This window comes from Pseudomonas sp. 3A(2025) (genome assembly GCF_054589175.1).
In genome coordinates, this window is the sequence record NZ_BAAILM010000062.1 from 10480 (window position 1) to 27711 (window position 17232).

Sequence of the window (17232 nt, forward strand, 5' to 3'; positions counted from 1 at the left end):
ATGCCGTGGCATGTACGCATCCAGCGCGGTTTCCAGCAGGCCGCTGTCCAGTTCTTCGCGCACTTCCCAGCAATTCTTGATCATCACGCCATGGCCCTGCAGCGCCCAGTGGCGCAGCACCGCGCCGTCATTGGCCACCCGATTGCCGGCGACACGGATCGCCACCGGCTTGCCGTCGACAATAAATGGCCAGGTCGAGAAGGGCACGTCCGGCCGTTGCAAGACCAGGCAGTTGTGCTGGCTCAATTGCTCGGGATGCTCGGGCTTGCCGTGGGTTCGCCAGTACTGCGCAGTGGCACACACGATGCGCTGGCTGCGGATGAGCAGGCGCGACCTGAGCGCTGAATCGGCCAGCGGGCCATTGCGCAACGCCAGGTCGAGATTGTTTTCGATCAGGTCGAACACGCCGTCTTCAAGGTGCAGGCTGATCTGAATGTCCGGGTGCAATTGCATGAAGCGGTCGAGCAGCGGCACCAGTTGTGTACGCCCGAAATCCCGCGTGGCGGTCATGCGTATCGGGCCCTTGAGTGGACCGTCCTGACGAATGTTGTCGATCGAGCCCTCCCAGTCGGCCAGCAAACGCCGGGCGTCGACCAGAAAACGTTCACCCTCGTGAGTAAAGGTCAACTTTCGCGTCGATCGGTTGATCAAACGGGTGGCGGCGCGTTCTTCCAGCTGTTGCAGGGCCAGCGTCACCGTCGAGGTGGCCACTGCCTGGCGTCGGGCGGCGGCACTCAGGCTACCGGTTTCGGCAATGCTGACGAACAGGCGCAGGGCATCGAATGTGTCCACAGGTAGTCGCCTAAAAGTGCGGGATATTATTCGACAAATTCGAAAAGTGATATTCGAAAATCACGGATTATCCGGGATTTGAAAATGCTGCACAGTGGTCTCAATCAACCCGATTATGGAGAACTCACCATGAACATCGACTTCACCGGCCGGCAGGTACTGGTTAGCGGCTCAACCAATGGCATTGGTCTGGCGGTTGCCAAAGGGTTTCTCGAAGCCGGCGCGTCAGTGATCATCAACGGTCGCAGCGACGCCTCTGTGAAAAGCGCCCTTGAGCGCCTCGGGCCGCTGGCGGCCAACGCCATCGGCTTTGCCGGCGACCTGGCCAGCGAAACGGCGACGCAGCAACTGATCGAGCAACATCCGCACGTCGACATCCTGATCAATAACCTGGGCATTTATCAGCCGCAGGACTTCTTCGATACGCCTGACAGCGAGTGGCAGCGTTTCTTCGACACCAACGTCTTGTCTGGCGTGCGCCTGGCTCGTGCCTATGCGCCGGGCATGGTCGAACGCGGCTGGGGGCGAATCGTGTTTGTCTCATCCGAGTCGGCGCTGAATATCCCCTCGGACATGATCCACTACGGCTTCTCCAAGACCGCCCAACTGGCCATTTCGCGCGGCCTGGCCAAGCGCCTGGCAGGCACCGGCGTGACCGTCAATTCGGTATTGCCGGGGCCGACACTGTCCGAAGGTGTGGCCGAAATGCTCCAGCCTGAAGTCGAGCGCAGCGGCGAGAGCCTGGAAAAGGTCGCGGCCGACTTCGTCAATGCCCACCGCGCCTCATCGATCATCCAGCGCGCAGCCAGCGTCGAAGAAGTGGCGAACATGATCATCTATGTCAGCTCGGCACAGGCCTCGGCCACTACCGGCGCCGCGCTGCGGGTCGATGGTGGCGTGGTCGACAGCCTCGTCTGATCGCGTTGCAAGTTTCAAGGTCGCAGGTGCTGCTCAGGATTCAGCACCTGCCATTGATCCTCGGTAAAAAAGTGCTCATCGCAGTTATTCCCCTCACCACTGCGATCCACCACCAGAAAATCATCCTGCGCCTGCAGGCTCAGCACCGGGTGATGCCAGACGCCGCGATGGTAGTTGATGCCTTGTTTGCCGTCGGTCACAAAGGCGCGAATCAACGCCGGATCCGGTTCATCCCCCGCCGGTGCGACCACAATCAGAAAACGATTACCCAGCAACGGGATAAACGCCTGACTGCCCAGCGGGTGGCGTTCGAGCATGTTGATGGTCAGCGGCCATTCCAGCGTCTGGGCGCGGAAGATGCTGATGATTGCCTGGTCGTCGGGCGTGGCGGTTTGCACCTCGGCCAGGCGGTGGTAGCGCTGGGTCGAGCCGTTGTTGATTGCAAAGTGCGCGCTGCCTTCGGTTTCGATCACGTCGCCGAAAGGGGCGAAGGCGTGTTTGGTCAATGGTTCGATAATCAGGCTGCGCATGGTGGCTTCTATTAGTACGTGGTAGGGCAAGCTGGGGCGATCCGTCGGGCGAATCTGTAGGAGGCAGCTCTGCTGGCGAATGCTGTGGTACAGCCGCTACAAATGTGCCGGTTTTACTGGCCTCATCGCCAGCAGAGACGGATCGCCGCCCGCTCCCTCCTACAATTGAGTGTCAGACGTAAAATCTGGCGAAATCCGGCTTAACTGATCGGTATTAATCCGTAGGACCGACCGGGCGGCGAACCGCTTTAGTCGGGGGGAAAGCGCCGCTGATTCGCGCCATTCGCGGCTAAAGCCGCTCCTACGGGGATCACAGGGTCGTCAGTATCAGCGGCTGGCCTTACCCAGCAATCGCAGCCGGCTGACGCCGCCGTCAGGGAAGATGTTCAGGCGCACGTGGGTGATCGGCCCCAAGTCTTTGATTTGCTCGCTGAACGCATGCTCCGCGTGCATGTTCAGCTTTTGGCTGGGCAGCAGTTCGCGCCAGAACAGGCTCTGGGTTTCAATCTGGCTGTCGGTGCCGCCTTTGACGAATGCGCCCTGGATCGAGCAACTGTCGGGGTAGTTGCCTTTGAAGTGCAGGGTGTCGACGATCACTTGCTCGATGACACCCGGATGACCCAGCGCGACGATCACCCAGTCATTGCCCGGTGTGCGGCGGCGGGCGGTTTCCCAGCCGTCGCCCATGTTGACGCCGCGGCCTGGGTTGAGCAGGTTGCCCATGCTGCCGTAGTGCTCATCGGAGCAGGCAATCGAGCGGCCACCGTTGAGGGCCGAGGCCAGGTCTAGGGTCTGTTCGGTGCTGACCGTCGACCAGTCACGGTAGGGAATGCCATGCACGCGCAGGCGGGCCACGCCGCCGTCGGGGTAAATGTTGAAGCGCAGGTGGCTGAACGGCTGGTTGGCGTCGATGGCGTGATAGTGGTGGCTGTTGCCTTGCAGCTCGACTGAAGGCAGCAGTTCGAACCATTCGGTGCTGTCGTCGGGATCGCCTTCGGCCAGGAAGCAGGCTTCCAGCGAGGCGGAAGGCGGGTAGTTGCCGGTGAAGTACGAGGTGTCGATGTCGACGCCCTTGATCACCCCGGCCACGCCGAGGCGAATGACCGCACTGTCATAACCCTCGAAGCGTTTGCGGCGCGATTCCCAGCCGTCCATCCATTTGCCGTTGTCGTCGAACACGCCTTCCTTCCACACCGCCGGGTGTGGCTGGAACAGGCGGTTGGCGTCGGCGAACCAGTCATCGGTGACCGACAGGATGCGCGTGCCGAGACGGGCATCGGCCAGGTTGACGTATTTCTCGAACGGAGCAGCGTGGACTTTCATGGGCAGTGGCCTTGTGCAAAGGGGCGTCTGAATAGGATGGTATTTCCTATGCAATTTGTTTGCCTGTCATGAAAGATTAAGCCCTTGAGCCCCGTATTACGGGGCTCAAGGGTTTTTATTTTGCTGGTATCTGGTCAGACCAGTCCTACCGTGGTGCGCCTTATCAGGTCTGGCCGAAAACACTGGCACCAACACGGTGCATGTCTCTTGCCGCCCTTATTGGCTGAAAGCCTTGCTGAACGAGGTGTCGATGATGGTGCTGGTGTTGAACGCCTTGGGCAGGGCGCCGGTTTGCTGGAGGAAGTCGGCAGTGCCTTGATAGTCCCTGGCGGCCTGTTCGTCCACAGGACCCACAGTCATGTTGGCCTGGCCGATCCAGTGGCGCGAGACGGCCGGGTCCAGGTTGGCTTTTTTCGCCCATATATCGGCGTAGGTTTCCTTGTTGGCTTCAACCCAGGCGCGGGCTTTTTGCAGGCGGCCGAGGAAGTCGGCGATGGCTTCACGCTTGGGGTCGATGGAATTGGCGTTGGCGGCGATGCTCGACAGCCCCGGCATCAGGTCGCGGGCGGTGATGATCGGCTTGGCGCCGGAGAACACCACTTGCTGGGAGATGTACGGTTCCCACACCGGGAAGGCGTCGATGCTGCCACGCGGGAAAGCGGCGGCGGCGTCGATCGGCATCAGTTTGACGAACTCGACGTAGTCGTGTGGCAAGCCGGCTTTATCCAGGGCGCGCAAGGTCAGTTGCTGGCTCCAGGCGCCGGGCCAGTAGGCGACCTTCTTGCCTTTGAGGTCCTGAATGGTCTTGGCGGTCGAGTCCTTGGGCACCAGCAGGGCGATGGTGTCGGGGTTCTGCCGCGAGACGCCGATCAGTTTCACCTGCGCGCCCTTGGCAGCCAGGAAGATAAAGCCCGAATCGCCGAGAAAGCCCAGGTCCAGCGCGCCGACTTCCAGCCCTTCGGCCACCGGGGCGGCGGACTGGAAGTGTTTCCAGTCGACGGTGTAAGGCGCGTCCTTGAGCACGCCGGAGGCCTCTACCGAAGCGCGCACGTTGTAGTAGTTCTGATCGCCGACGCGCAGCACGGTGGGTTCAGCCGCGTGCAGGACGGTAACAGGCGCAGCAATGGCCAGCGCGACCAGGCTGCGGCGCAGCAGACGAAGCAATTTCATGGGGACTTCTCCAGGTCAGCCGGCCTTGCGGGTTTGCAGGCGGGCAATATGTTCGCGAATCGCCGGGATCAGGCCCCGGCCATAGAGTCGGGCATCGTCCAGCGGGTCGAAGCCACGAATCAGAAAGGTGCTGGCGCCGTGTTCCCAGTAGCGGCCCAGCGCGGCTGCCACTTGCTCGGGCGTGCCGACCAGCGCGGTGGAGTTCCATTGCGCGCCGGTCAGTCGGGCGACGCCGGTCCACAGCCGCTCATCCAGCACTTCACCGCGTTGGGCGGCGGCCAGCAGGCGTTGCGAGCCGATATTGCCGGGCGCGTGACCATGAAGGGGCAAGCCGAAGCGTTCGCGGTTGTCGCGGATGCGTTCGAGGATTTCGGCGGCGCGCTTCCAGGCGGCTTCTTCGGTGTCGGCGACGATGGGCCGGAACGACACCGAGATTCCTGGGCTTCGTCCCTGAAGCTGAGCGGCCTTGCGCAGGTGCTGTACGTGTTCGGCAAAGTCGGCCAGCGGTTCGCCCCAGAGCATGTAGGTGTCGGCGTGCCGCGCCGCGACATCGAGCGCTGCTGGCGACGAGCCGCTGAAGTAGATAGGAATGTGTGGTTTCTGTCTGGGCCGTACGTTGGGCAGTGCGCCCTTGAAGCGGTAGAAGCGGCCTTCGTGGTCGACCGGGCCTTCGGCGGTCCAGATGGCCTTGAGCGCCTCGATGTATTCATCCGTGCGCGCATAGCGCTGGTCGTGATCGAGCCAGTCGCCATCGCGCTGCTGATCGACATCGCTGCCGCCGCTGATGACATTGAGCGACAAGCGCCCGTTGCTGAACTGGTCCAGGGTTGCCAGTTGCCGGGCCGCCAGTGGCGGGGCAATCACGCCGGGGCGGTAAGCCAGCAGAATGCCCAGGCGTTCGGTGGCGGCGGCGATGAACGAACTGACCACCGCGCCCTCGGCACCGTTGGAAAAATAACCGACCAGTGCCTTGTCGAAGCCGGCCTGCTCATGGGCCTGAGCGAAACGCCGGACAAAGTCGGCATCCACGGCTTCGCCCAGTGGCTGATCCACCTCGGCACTGGGGGTGGCGGTAATCATGCCGATGATTTCGACGCTCATGAGACGCTCCTTCGATCGCTGCCAGTCGTGTGTACGGTAGGGTTTTTTCTTATAAGCAGGCACTGTGGCCTAACCAATGCTTATAAGACTATTGGCAATTACGATCGAAGGGAAATTCGTTTTGGGTATAAGCTAATATTTTAAAAATGCATTTTATGAGGTGGTGATGATGCATCACGTTCATGCACTAATTCGCCCGCCGACCAGGTTTGGCGGACCACGCGGTCATCGCCCAAAGTCATCAGCACAAACAGCGTTTCTTCAATCGTGCGTGCCTGCGCCAGCCGATAGCTCAGCAGCGGCGTGGCGTGGTAGTCGAGCACCACAAAATCTGCCTCGAGCCCGGCTTGCAGGCTGCCGATGCGGTCGTCCAGGCGCAGGGCGCGGGCGCCGCCCAGTGTCGCCAGATAAAACGCTTTGAACGGGTGCAGTGGCGCGCCCTGCAACTGCATGACCTTGTAGGCCTCATTGAGCGTTTGCAGAATCGAAAAGCTGGTGCCGGCACCGACATCGGTGCCCAGGCCCACGTTGACCTTGTGCCGCTCGGTCATTGGCAGGTTGAACAGGCCGCTGCCCAGAAACAGGTTGGAGGTCGGGCAAAAAGCGATGGCCGAGCCGGTTTGCGCGAGGCGCGCGCATTCGTCATCGCACAAGTGCACGCCATGCGCCAGCACCGAACGCTCGCCCAATAAGCGGTAGTGATCGTAAACATCCAGGTAGTTTTTACGCTCGGGAAACAGCGCCTTGACCCAGGCGACTTCCTGCTGGTTTTCGCTGATATGGGTTTGCAGGTACAGCCCAGGGTATTCGCGGAGTAACTGGCCGGCCAGGGTCAACTGCTCGGCGGAACTGGTGGGCGCAAAGCGCGGGGTGACGGCGTAGCTCAGGCGGCCTTTGCCGTGCCAGCGTTCGATCAGCGCCTTACTGTCGTCGTAGCTCGATTGCGGCGTGTCGGTCAGGTCGTCGGGGGCGTTGCGGTCCATCATCACCTTGCCGGCGATCATGCGCAGGTTGCGCCGTTCGGCGGCCTCGAAGAAGGCGTCTACCGAGGCCTTGTGCACGCTGCCAAAGACCATGGCGGTGGTGGTACCGTTGCGCAGCAGTTCCTGAATGAACAGCTCGGCGGCATGAGCGGCATGCGCAGCGTCGGCAAATTGCCGCTCGCACGGAAAGGTATAGGTGTTCAGCCAGTCGAGCAGTTGCTCGCCCCAGGCGCCGATCATGCCGGCCTGGGGCAAGTGGATGTGGGTGTCGATAAAGCCAGGAGTGATCAGCGCGTTCGGGTGCTCGATCAGTTGCACATCAGACCCAAGCCCTGGTAACAGGTCGGCTGCATGACCGACAGCGCTGATGTGCCCATCCTCGACCAGCAGCAGGCCATCGGCGAAATACACATGGCTGGCGTGTATGCCGCTCTCGGCAGGGTCGGCGATGCTATAGAGGATGGCGGCGCGGTGGGCTGTACGTTTGGCGTTGATCAATGGCACAACCTGCGAAAGCTGCCGGGCGTGATACCGACCACTTTCTTGAACGCCCGGCTCATGTGGCTCTGGTCGAAGAAGCCGCAGGCGAACGACGCTTCTGCCAGTCCCGCGCCACGGCGCAGCAGTTCCTGGGTGTGGGCAATACGCTTTTGAATCTGATAACTGTGCGGAGTAACGCCCACACACTTTTTAAACACGCGAATCAGATACAACGAATCAAGATTGACCATGTGCGCCAGTTCTTCCAGAGATACGGCCTTGTCGAAGTCGTCTTCGAGTTTCTGCCTGATGCGTTTGACCGCCTGCGGCTCGCATGATTCGACCCGCATGACCGGTGCGCCGCTGCGTTCAAACAGCTGTGCCACCAGATCCAGTAATAATGTTTCGCGCTCCAGGCTGGGCGGGGAGCATTGAATGATTTGATGGCGCTGCAAAAACAGCGTGGCAATGTTCGGAGTTTGATTCATCGCCGTTTGGAACAGGTGAATATGATCCTCGCAAAAGCGCCCCTGAAACACACGGCGGCTGACCCACTGCGGATCGATATACAGCATTCGATAAGTCCAGCCCTGGTCGTTACCGGGCAGGCCATCGTGAATTTCGCCGGGGCTGATAGTGACTACGCTGCCGGCGCCACCGAGTGCGTAACTGCCGCGATAGAACAGTTTTTCGGCGCCGTCACTGATCACGCCAAGCGCATAGCGGTCATGCGAATGCCGGCCAAACGACTGGGTGCTGTAATGCGCGGATAACAGTTCACAGTCGCCTTCGGGAATACGCCAGAAGTGCACGAAATCCTTACCCGTATCAGGGGCTTTGCTGTGTTGTAACTCTTCCATGAAATGTCCAGTTTTGTGCAATACCGGTGAACGCAAGGTTTATACATTAAGCGCCCATTTCATAGCACACGCGGTGCGGAGCGTTCAATGTCTACAACACTGGTTATTGGGGATTTCAACAAGTCTTCATGGTCGTTTCGCGCATGGCTGGCGCTGGTCACTGCCGATGTCTCGTTCGACATCATCCAGATCAAACTGGAGCAGAGCGACACCCGACAACGCATCCTGGCCCATTCGCCTTCGGGCAAAGTGCCGGCCCTGGTGCTCGATGACATCGTCATCAACGACAGCCTGGCCATTGGCGAATACGTTGCCAGCGTTTACCCGGCAGCCAACCTGTGGCCTGAAGACGTACAACTCAAGGCATTGGCCCGTGCGGCAGCGGCCGAGATGCACTCGGGTTTCACCAGCCTGCGCACGCAGATGTCGTTTGGCCTGCAAACCGGCGAAACCCCAGAGCCCCTGACGGCTGAGACCCGCGAAGAGATCCAGAGAATTTTCGCCATCTGGACCCAGTTGCGTGAGCGCAGCGGTTCGCAGCAATTCTTGTGCGGCACCTTCGGCATTGTCGATGCGATGTTTGCTCCCGTGGTGTTTCGCTTGCGTCGTTACGGCATCGAGGTGCCCGAGTCGTTGCAGGGTTATGTGAATAACCTGCTGGCGTATGCGCCGGTGCAGCAATGGTTGAAGCTGGCCGCGCAAGAAGTCTGATCCGCGCCCTCTGTGACACAACACATTTATCGACATTGATCTGACGTCGGAAAATCCAAGGGTTTTCCGACGCGTCGAGTCGGCAGGCTTAATGGGATAAAGGAAAGCAAGGATGAGCGTTCATACAGTCAATGCCAGGACCGTCGGGCGTGATGGGCAGATTTACGATGTGATCGGTATCGGTTTTGGTCCGGCCAACATTGCCTTGGCCATTGCGCTGGAAGAGTTGCAATTTACCGGCACACGTCTGTTTCTCGAGCGCCATGCCAGCCCTCGGTGGCAGCCGGAAATGCTCCTGGCGGGCAGCGATATCCAGAACCACCCGAGTCGTGATCTGGTCACGCCGCGCAATCCACGCAGCCGCTACACGTTCACCAACTTTCTGTTCGAAAACGATCGGTTGTTCGAGCACCTCAACCTCGGCCTGGAGTTTCCGCTGCGCAGCGAATTTGCCGAATACGTGCGCTGGGTCGCCGGCTTCTTTGCCGAAGACGTCGCTTATAACCAGACGGTGACCTCGATCCATACCGACCCGAGCAGCCAGGTGTATTGCCTAACGACTCAGGCCGGCGACCGGTTTTATGCCCGCTCGCTGGTGCTGGCGCCGGGCCGCACGCCGGTCATTCCCAAGGTCTTTGCCAATTGCACTGAGGATCGGGTATTTCACCTGACCCAGTACCTGGGGCGTCTGGAGCAACTGTCGCGGCAGGGCGAGTTGAAGCGGGTGGCGGTGGTCGGCGGCAGCCAGAGTGCTATCGAAATCATCCTGCACCTGCGTCACACCTACCCGCAGCTGGAAATCATCAACGTGCAGCGCGGCTATGGTTTCCGCCTCAAGGACACCAGCCAGTTCAGCGAGCATGTGTATTTTCCGGACTTTGTCGACCAGTACTACTACAGCTCCGCAGAAGCCAAGCGCAACATCAATCGGCACCTGCATTACACCAATTACTCGGCCGCCGATGCCGATGTGATCGGCGAGTTGTACGTGGGCATGTACGAAGATCGTCTCAAGGGCAAAGAGCGGGTCGTGATCAAGGGCCTGAGTGAAATCCAGGGGTGCACACCCGCCGCACACGGCTACGCACTGAACGTGCTCGACACGCGCAGCCAGGTCAGCGAAACCCTCGACGACCTCGATGCCATCGTGCTGGCCACCGGTTTTCGCAACCTGGGGACTGGCGAGCAGGACGAGCGTTTCCCTGCCGTGCTCAAAGACCTGGCCGAGTGCCTGGACTGCGATGAAGGCGGAGTGATTCGTATTGGTCGCGATTATCGCCTGTCGGCCCGCGAAGGCTGCAGCCTGCCGGCGCTTTACCTCAATGGTTTGTGCGAATCGTCCCACGGTTATGGCGATGCCGGCTCTTTCAGCCTGCTGTCGTTGCGTGCCCGGGATATTTTCACTTCGCTGAATGCGCAGCTGGGGTTTGAGCCTGCCGCGCAAAAAATCGCTTGAGCCGTCGTTGCTGTACCGCATTCGACCTTTTATGAGTAAGTAACCGATGGATATTTCTGGAATGGATGAGCGCAGTATATTTACCGAGGTCGAGTCTCAGGCGCGCAGCTATTGCCGCAGCTTTCCTGTGATCTTCGACCGCGCTCAGGGCAGCTACCTGTATGACCTTCAAGGGCAGGCGTACATCGACTTTCTGAGTTGTGCAGGTTCGGTCAACTACGGCCATAACCCGGCCGTGGTAAAGACGGCGATGATCGATTACCTGCAAGACGACGGCATCCAGGGCGCGCTGGACATGCACAGCCGCGCCAAGCAGGCGTTCATCTATAACTTTCGCAAGATCATTCTTGAGCCGCGTGCGCTGGCCTACAAGATGCAATTCACCTCGCCGACCGGCACCAGCGTGGTCGAGTCGGCGATCAAGCTGGCCCGCAAGGTCACCGGGCGTCGGCACGTTGTGAGTTTCACCAACGGCTTTCACGGCATGTCCGGCACCTCGCTGGGTCTGACCGGCAGCCGCGACAACCGCCAGCCGGGTGTCGACCCCTATGTGTTCCGCCTGCCGTATGAAAACTATTTGCCGGGCCTGGATACGATTGCCTATTTCGAGCGCCTGCTCAACGACAACAGCTCGGGTCTGGACCTGCCTGCGGCGGTGATCCTGGAAACCGTGCAGGGTGAGGGCGGCATCAATATAGCGTCGGCCGAGTGGCTGCGCCGGCTGCGGCAACTGACGGCCGAGCACGACATTCTGCTGATCGTGGACGATATCCAGGCCGGCTGTGGCCGTACCGGCACGTTTTTCAGCTTTGAACCGTCTGGCATCACCCCCGATATGGTCTGCCTGTCCAAATCGCTCAGTGGCTACGCCTTGCCGTTCGCGCTGCTGTTGCATCGCCCTGAGCTGGATCAATGGCGACCCGGTGAAGACAACGGTACCTTCCGTGGCAACAGCCTGGCTTTTGTCGCGGCCACCCGAACGCTGCAAGCGTTCTGGTGCGATGAGCTGCTGGTCGAGCATATCAAGGCCAGTGAAGCACACTTGCAGGCCTGGCTTGGTACCGTAACCGAACGTTTTGCCGTGCATATCAAAGCGGTGCGCGGGCGTGGGCTGTTTTATGGCATTGAGTTCCACGAAGCGTCGCGGGCGGCGGCGGTGATGCGTGCCTGCTTTGAACGGCACCTGATCATCGAACGTTGCGGGCCTGAAGATCAGGTGCTCAAGCTGATGCCGGCGCTGACCATCGAGACGTCGACCCTGCAAATGGGGTTGCAACGTATTTTCGAGGCCATGCAGCAGGTGCTGAGCAAAGATTTCGATACACCGCGTACGATCCGGGAGATCGCTGATGTCAACTAATAACAATCGGGCAATCATCGAGCTGACCATCGGCGGGTTGATGCTCAGCCTGTCGGCCCTGGCCGTCGCTTTCGCCAATATCGGCGCGGGCGGGGCAGGGTTCTACCGCATGCTGTTTGCCTCGATCCTGTTCTATCTGCTGCTCAAAGTGCGCAAGACCCCGGTGCTGCTCAAAAGCCTGAGGGCGCAGATGTACACGGCACTGGCCGGGGTGTTTCTGGCCATCGACCTGGTGCTGTGGCACCAGAGCATTTATATCGTCGGTCCCGGCATCGGTTCGATTCTGACCAACTGCCAGGTGTTCTTCATGACCCTGTTGGGGCTTTACCTGTTAAAGGAAAAGCCGTCGATCTATTTTGTGATCTCCATTTGTCTGGCATTTGTGGGGCTGTACCTGCTGCTGATGCCGGAAATGCGCAGTGCGCTGGGCATCAAGGGCGTGGTATATGGCGTGTTGTCGGGGCTGGCGTACGCGATTTGCGTGTACTTCCTGAAGGTCAATACCCAGTTGCCGGACGGTGGCGGCGACAAGATTGCGCAGATGCTCAACCTGAGCCTGTGGGCGGCGCTGGTGTTGCTTGGTTATGCGCTGGTGAACAATGAAAGTCTGGCGATCGTCGACGGCCAGACCCTGCTGATGCTGATCATTTATGGGGTGCTGGTGCAGTTCGTCGGCTGGCTGCTGGTCAACCGCTCGATCGGCGCGTTGAGCCTGGGGCTGGCGGGGTTGATTCTGCTGCTGGAGCCGGTGATCACTTACTTCATCGACATCACCCTGCTGGGCAAGGACAGTTCTGCCATCCAGATCGGCGGTGCGCTGCTGACCATCGTTGCGGTGTATATCGGCTCGATCAAGCCGCCGCAGAAGGCGGCAGTGGCGAGTGCGGCAGTCGCCGAGAGCGCGTAAACCGGCAATACCTTGCAGCAATGTTCTGACTCATTCTGTGCGCAGGCCCTCAAGGCTTGCGCACAGTCGTTTCTGGCCGCAAGAGATTGCGCCAATGCCCCGGCGCTTGAGATACACTGCGCCGCTTGTATCGAGTCTGTAGTTGCTTGCTAAGGAATCAAACGATGTTCAAGGCTCCCGACAGCCTGGCCGAACAAATTGCCCAGCATCTGGCCGAGCGGATTATCCGTGGCGAACTCAAGCCTGGTGAGCGTATCCAGGAACAGAAAGTCACGCAGTCATTGAACGTCAGTCGCGGTTCGGTGCGTGAAGCCTTGCTGATTCTGCAGCGCCGCCATCTGGTGGTGATCCTGCCGCGCCGTGGCGCCCAGGTCACCGCGCTGAATGCGCATCATGTGACCAGCCTGTGCACACTGATGGGCGAGCTGTACATCCTGTTGGCCCTGGCGGTGTCCGAACGCTGGCAAGAGCAGGCCGATTTGCAGCCGTTTCTGGTCATTCAGCAGCGTTTGCAGGCCAGTCACGATCGTCAGGACGTGCAGGCCTTCGTCGAAGACAGCTTCAGCGTGATGCGGGCGGCGTTTCCGTTCGCCGATAACCCGTACCTGCAAGAGACCATCGAGAACCTGCAACCGTCCATGAGCCGCAACTATTACCTGGCGTTGGAGCAGCGCAAGGCCGAGATGGGGGACTTTCTCGAGCTGTTCGCGCAGCTGCTGCACGCGGTGATCGAGCGTGATCCGCTGCGTATCCGTACGGTGTTGACCGCTTACGGTCAACGCAACTGCCAGCTGGTGCTGGCAGCCCTCGCTGCGGACTGAGCGCATGCGCCTCAAGTGCATCCGGCTTGCCGGGTTCAAGTCCTTCGTTGACCCGACCACGGTGAACTTCCCCAGTAATATGGCGGCGGTGGTTGGTCCCAATGGCTGCGGCAAGTCCAACATCATCGATGCGGTGCGCTGGGTCATGGGCGAAAGCTCGGCCAAGAACCTGCGCGGCGAGTCGATGACCGATGTCATCTTCAACGGCTCGACCAGCCGCAAACCGGTCAGCCAGGCGAGTATCGAACTGGTGTTCGACAACTCCGACGGCACCCTGGTGGGCGAATATGCCGCCTACGCGGAAATCTCGATTCGTCGCAAGGTGACCCGCGACAGTCAGAACACCTATTTCCTCAACGGCACCAAATGCCGGCGCAAGGACATTACCGACATCTTCCTTGGCACTGGCCTGGGGCCGCGCAGCTACTCGATCATCGAGCAGGGCATGATCTCCAAGCTGATCGAAGCCAAGCCCGAAGAACTGCGCAATTTCATCGAAGAAGCCGCCGGTATTTCAAAGTACAAGGAGCGGCGTCGGGAAACCGAAAGCCGTATTCGTCGTACCCAGGAAAACCTGGCGCGCCTGAGCGACCTGCGCGAAGAGCTTGAACGCCAGCTCGAACGCCTGCACCGCCAGGCCCAGGCCGCCGAGAAGTACCAGCAGTACAAGACCGAAGAACGCCAGCTCAAGGCGCAACTGTCAGCCCTGCGCTGGCAGGCGCTGAACGAGCAGGTGCGTCAGCGCGAGGCGGTGATCGGCGATCAGGAAGTCGGTTTTGAGGCGTTGGTGGCCGAACAGCGCAATGCCGATGCTGGCATCGAACGCTTGCGCGACGGTCATCACGACCTGTCGGAGCGCTTCAATCTGGTCCAGGGGCGGTTTTATTCGGTTGGCGGCGACATTGCCCGAATAGAACAAAGCATTCAGCATGGCCAGCAGCGTTTGCGCCAGTTACAGGACGACCTGCGTGAAGCAGAGCAGGCGCGCCAGGAAACCGAGTCGCATCTGGGTCATGACAGCACCTTGCTGGCGACGCTGGGCGAAGAGCTGGAAATGCTCGAACCCGAGCAGGAAATTACCGCCGCTGCCGCCGAAGAGTCGGCCATGGCTCTGGAAGACGCCGAAAGCGCTATGCACGGCTGGCAGGAGCAGTGGGACCGTTTCAACCAGCAGTCGGCCGAGCCACAGCGTCAGGCTCAGGTGCAGCAGTCGCGCATCCAGCAGCTTGAGCAAGCGCTGGAGCGGCTGGCCGAGCGTCAACGGCGGCTGGGCGAAGAGCTGCAACTGCTCGCCGCCGACCCCGAAGATGCCGCGATTCAAGGCCTGGAAGAAGAGCTGGCGATCCGCGAGCTGACCCTTGAAGAGCTGCAACTGAGCGAAGAGCAGGCCGTCGAGCGGCTGGAGCACCTGCGTGAAAGCTTGCAGCAGGCGACCCAGGATCAACAGCAGGCACAAGGCGACTTGCAGCGTTTGCACGGCCGTCTGGCGTCGCTCGAAGCCTTGCAGCAGGCGGCGCTGGACCCGGGCACTGGCACCGCCGAGTGGCTGCGTGAGCAGCAATTGAGCGAGCGCCCGAGGCTGGCCGAAGGCCTTGACGTCGAGGCCGGCTGGGAGCTGGCGGTAGAAACCGTGCTGGGTGCCGACTTGCAGGCGGTGCTGGTCGATGATCTGGCGGGGCTTGATCTGGCAGGCTTCAGCCAGGGCGACCTGCGTCTGGTAAGCCCTGTGGCAGGTGGCTCTGGTGTGTCGGGCAGCTTGCTCGACAAGGTCGACAGCCGTATCGACCTGTCGAGCTGGCTAGGCCAGGTGATACCGGTCGAAGATCTTGATCAAGCATTGGCCAGGCGCGCCACGCTGCAAGGCGGGCAAAGCCTGATCAGCCGCGATGGTTATTGGGTGGGGCGCGATTTTCTGCGTGTCCGCCGCGCCAGTGAGGCACAAAGCGGTGTGCTGGCGCGTGGTCAGGAAATCCAGCATCTGGGCCTTGAACGCGATGAGCGTGAGGCCACGCTGGCCGACCTGCAAGAGCGCTTGCAAACGGTACGTGAGCAGCAGGCGCAGCAAGAAGAAGCCCGTGAGGCGCTGCGTCGCCAGTTGCAGGACGAGCACCGCCAGCAAGGCGAGCTCAAGGCACGCCTGTCGGCCTCCAGGGCCAAGGCCGAGCAATTGACCCTGCGCCGTGTGCGGCTTGAGCAAGAGCTGGCCGAACTGGCCGAGCAACGCACACTTGAACACGAAAATCTCGGTGAATCGCGCCTGCAGCTGCAAGAGGCACTGGATGCCATGGCGCTCGACACCGAGCAGCGCGAAGTGCTGCAAGGGTTGCGTGACAGCCTGCGCGAGCGGCTCGACCGGGTGCGTCAGGAAGCGCGCCAGCACAAGGACCGCAGTCATCAACTGGCCGTGCGCCTTGGCTCGCTCAAGGCTCAGCACGACTCGACCCATCAGGCGCTGGAGCGCTTGCGCATGCAGTCCGAGCGGCTCAATGAGCGCCGCGAACAACTGAGCCTGAACCTGGAAGAGGGCGCCGCCCCGCTGGAAGAGCTGCGCCTGAAGCTTGAAGATCTGCTGGAGCGGCGCATGGCCGTCGACGACGAAATGCGCATTGCCAAAAATGCACTGGAAGACGCCGACCGCGAACTGCGCGATGTCGAGAAGCGCCGCACCCAGGCCGAGCAGCAGTCGCAACTGCTGCGCGGGCAACTGGAGCAGCAGCGCCTCGAGTGGCAAACGCTGACGGTGCGGCGCAAGGCTCTCGAAGAGCAATTGCATGAGGACGGCTATGACCTGGCCGGCGTCATTGCCACGCTGGACGCCGACCTCAACGAAAGCCATGCCGAGCAAGAGCTGGAAAATATCGGCGCGCGTATTCAGCGTCTCGGCGCGATCAACCTGGCGGCGATCGACGAGTATCAGCAGCAGTCCGAGCGCAAGCGCTATCTGGATGCGCAGGATGCCGATCTGGTCGAGGCGCTGGACACGCTGGAAAACGTGATTCGCAAGATCGACAAGGAAACCCGTAACCGCTTCAAGGACACCTTCGATCAGATAAACAGCGGAATTCAGGCACTTTTTCCAAAAGTTTTCGGTGGTGGCTCGGCTTATTTGGAACTGACGGGCGAAGATTTACTCGATACAGGAGTGACAATCATGGCGCGTCCTCCTGGCAAGAAGAACAGCACCATCCATTTGTTGTCCGGCGGCGAGAAAGCCCTGACGGCACTGGCTCTGGTCTTTGCGATTTTCAAGCTCAATCCGGCGCCGTTCTGCATGCTCGACGAGGTCGATGCGCCGCTGGATGACGCCAACGTAGGGCGCTATGCGCGACTGGTGAAAGAAATGTCTGCAACGGTGCAGTTCATCTATATCACCCACAACAAGATCGCCATGGAAATGGCCGATCAACTGATGGGCGTAACCATGCATGAACCGGGGTGTTCGCGGTTGGTGGCGGTCGATGTCGAGGAAGCCATGGCCATGGTGGAGGCCTGAAACCGCTCTGCCGAGGGGGCGTAAGGGGCGTTTTGTAGTGCCGGTTGTGCGGTATGTATCGATTCTTGACCAACAGGTGGAATAGACGGTGTTAAGTTGCCTGAGGTCGTGCTAGTTTAATGACCACTTTTTTTATCTATATCGTGGGCAAAATGCCAGTTAGAACATAGACTTGGCACCGCGCATTAAAGGGGTTTAGGGCACCTCTGAAAACGTAGGCGAGGCAGTCAGCGCAAGGCAAAAACAGGCGAGGACGCGGAATGTACTCAAGTACATGAGCATTTCGAGCGTGTTTTTAACGCAGCGATGACAACGCAGGTAGTTTTC

14 protein-coding genes are annotated in these 17232 nt (G+C 60.3%); 7 read left to right on the forward strand and 7 right to left on the reverse strand.

The genetic code is table 11. The annotated features are described in order from the left end of the window. On the reverse strand, positions 1-792 hold a 792-nt coding region (locus ACYP2A_RS21685; RefSeq protein ID WP_459747967.1), incomplete at its 3' end, for a LysR family transcriptional regulator. Between the two features lie 129 nt (positions 793-921). Here ACYP2A_RS21685 and ACYP2A_RS21690 point away from each other — a divergent pair. Continuing rightward, positions 922-1710 (forward strand): SDR family NAD(P)-dependent oxidoreductase, encoded by a 789-nt coding sequence (locus ACYP2A_RS21690; protein ID WP_459747968.1) that lies wholly within the window; start codon positions 922-924, stop codon positions 1708-1710. 14 nt (positions 1711-1724) lie between these two features. On the opposite strand, the gene ACYP2A_RS21695 is transcribed toward ACYP2A_RS21690, so the two are convergent. The 6 genes from ACYP2A_RS21695 to ACYP2A_RS21720 form a co-directional block, all read right to left on the reverse strand. After that, on the reverse strand, positions 1725-2240 hold the full coding sequence (locus ACYP2A_RS21695; protein ID WP_459747970.1) for an ureidoglycolate lyase: 516 nt from the start codon (positions 2238-2240) through the stop codon (positions 1725-1727). A 327-nt stretch (positions 2241-2567) separates the two neighbouring features. Beyond that, the gene (alc, locus tag ACYP2A_RS21700) at positions 2568-3563 is read right to left on the reverse strand and encodes an allantoicase (protein WP_459747972.1); all 996 of its coding nucleotides are present in this window, start codon (positions 3561-3563) and stop codon (positions 2568-2570) included. Positions 3564-3779: 216 nt separating this feature from the next. Beyond that, positions 3780-4733, reverse strand: a complete 954-nt coding sequence (locus ACYP2A_RS21705) for an ABC transporter substrate-binding protein (RefSeq protein ID WP_459747974.1) — start codon at positions 4731-4733, stop codon at positions 3780-3782. 15 nt (positions 4734-4748) lie between these two features. Further along, positions 4749-5813, reverse strand: coding sequence for an LLM class flavin-dependent oxidoreductase (locus tag ACYP2A_RS21710; RefSeq protein WP_459748091.1), 1065 nt, complete (start codon positions 5811-5813; stop codon positions 4749-4751). Between the two features lie 161 nt (positions 5814-5974). After that, the gene (guaD, locus tag ACYP2A_RS21715) at positions 5975-7312 is read right to left on the reverse strand and encodes a guanine deaminase (RefSeq protein WP_459748093.1); all 1338 of its coding nucleotides are present in this window, start codon (positions 7310-7312) and stop codon (positions 5975-5977) included. Next, positions 7312-8157, reverse strand: a complete 846-nt coding sequence (locus ACYP2A_RS21720) for a helix-turn-helix domain-containing protein (protein WP_459747976.1) — start codon at positions 8155-8157, stop codon at positions 7312-7314. Before ACYP2A_RS21720 ends, guaD begins: the two co-directional genes overlap by 1 nt. A gap of 87 nt (positions 8158-8244) precedes the next feature. Between ACYP2A_RS21720 and ACYP2A_RS21725 the strand changes: the two genes are divergently transcribed. From ACYP2A_RS21725 to smc, 6 genes are all read left to right on the forward strand, one after another. Next, the gene (locus ACYP2A_RS21725) at positions 8245-8868 is read left to right on the forward strand and encodes a glutathione S-transferase family protein (protein WP_459747978.1); all 624 of its coding nucleotides are present in this window, start codon (positions 8245-8247) and stop codon (positions 8866-8868) included. 112 nt (positions 8869-8980) lie between these two features. Then, a complete protein-coding gene (locus ACYP2A_RS21730) occupies positions 8981-10324 on the forward strand; it encodes a SidA/IucD/PvdA family monooxygenase (protein WP_459747980.1) in 1344 nt (447 codons plus the stop codon). A 61-nt stretch (positions 10325-10385) separates the two neighbouring features. Next, positions 10386-11684, forward strand: coding sequence for a diaminobutyrate--2-oxoglutarate transaminase (ectB, locus tag ACYP2A_RS21735; protein WP_459747982.1), 1299 nt, complete (start codon positions 10386-10388; stop codon positions 11682-11684). Then, entirely contained in the window at positions 11674-12591 is a 918-nt protein-coding gene (locus tag ACYP2A_RS21740; RefSeq protein WP_459747984.1) for a DMT family transporter, read from the forward strand. The genes ectB and ACYP2A_RS21740 overlap by 11 nt, the downstream gene beginning before the upstream one ends. Before the next feature lie 164 nt (positions 12592-12755). Next, the gene (locus ACYP2A_RS21745) at positions 12756-13412 is read left to right on the forward strand and encodes a GntR family transcriptional regulator (protein WP_459747986.1); all 657 of its coding nucleotides are present in this window, start codon (positions 12756-12758) and stop codon (positions 13410-13412) included. Positions 13413-13416: 4 nt separating this feature from the next. Beyond that, a complete protein-coding gene (gene smc / locus ACYP2A_RS21750; RefSeq protein WP_459747988.1) occupies positions 13417-16905 on the forward strand; it encodes a chromosome segregation protein SMC in 3489 nt (1162 codons plus the stop codon). The last annotated feature ends 327 nt before the right edge of the window (positions 16906-17232 follow it).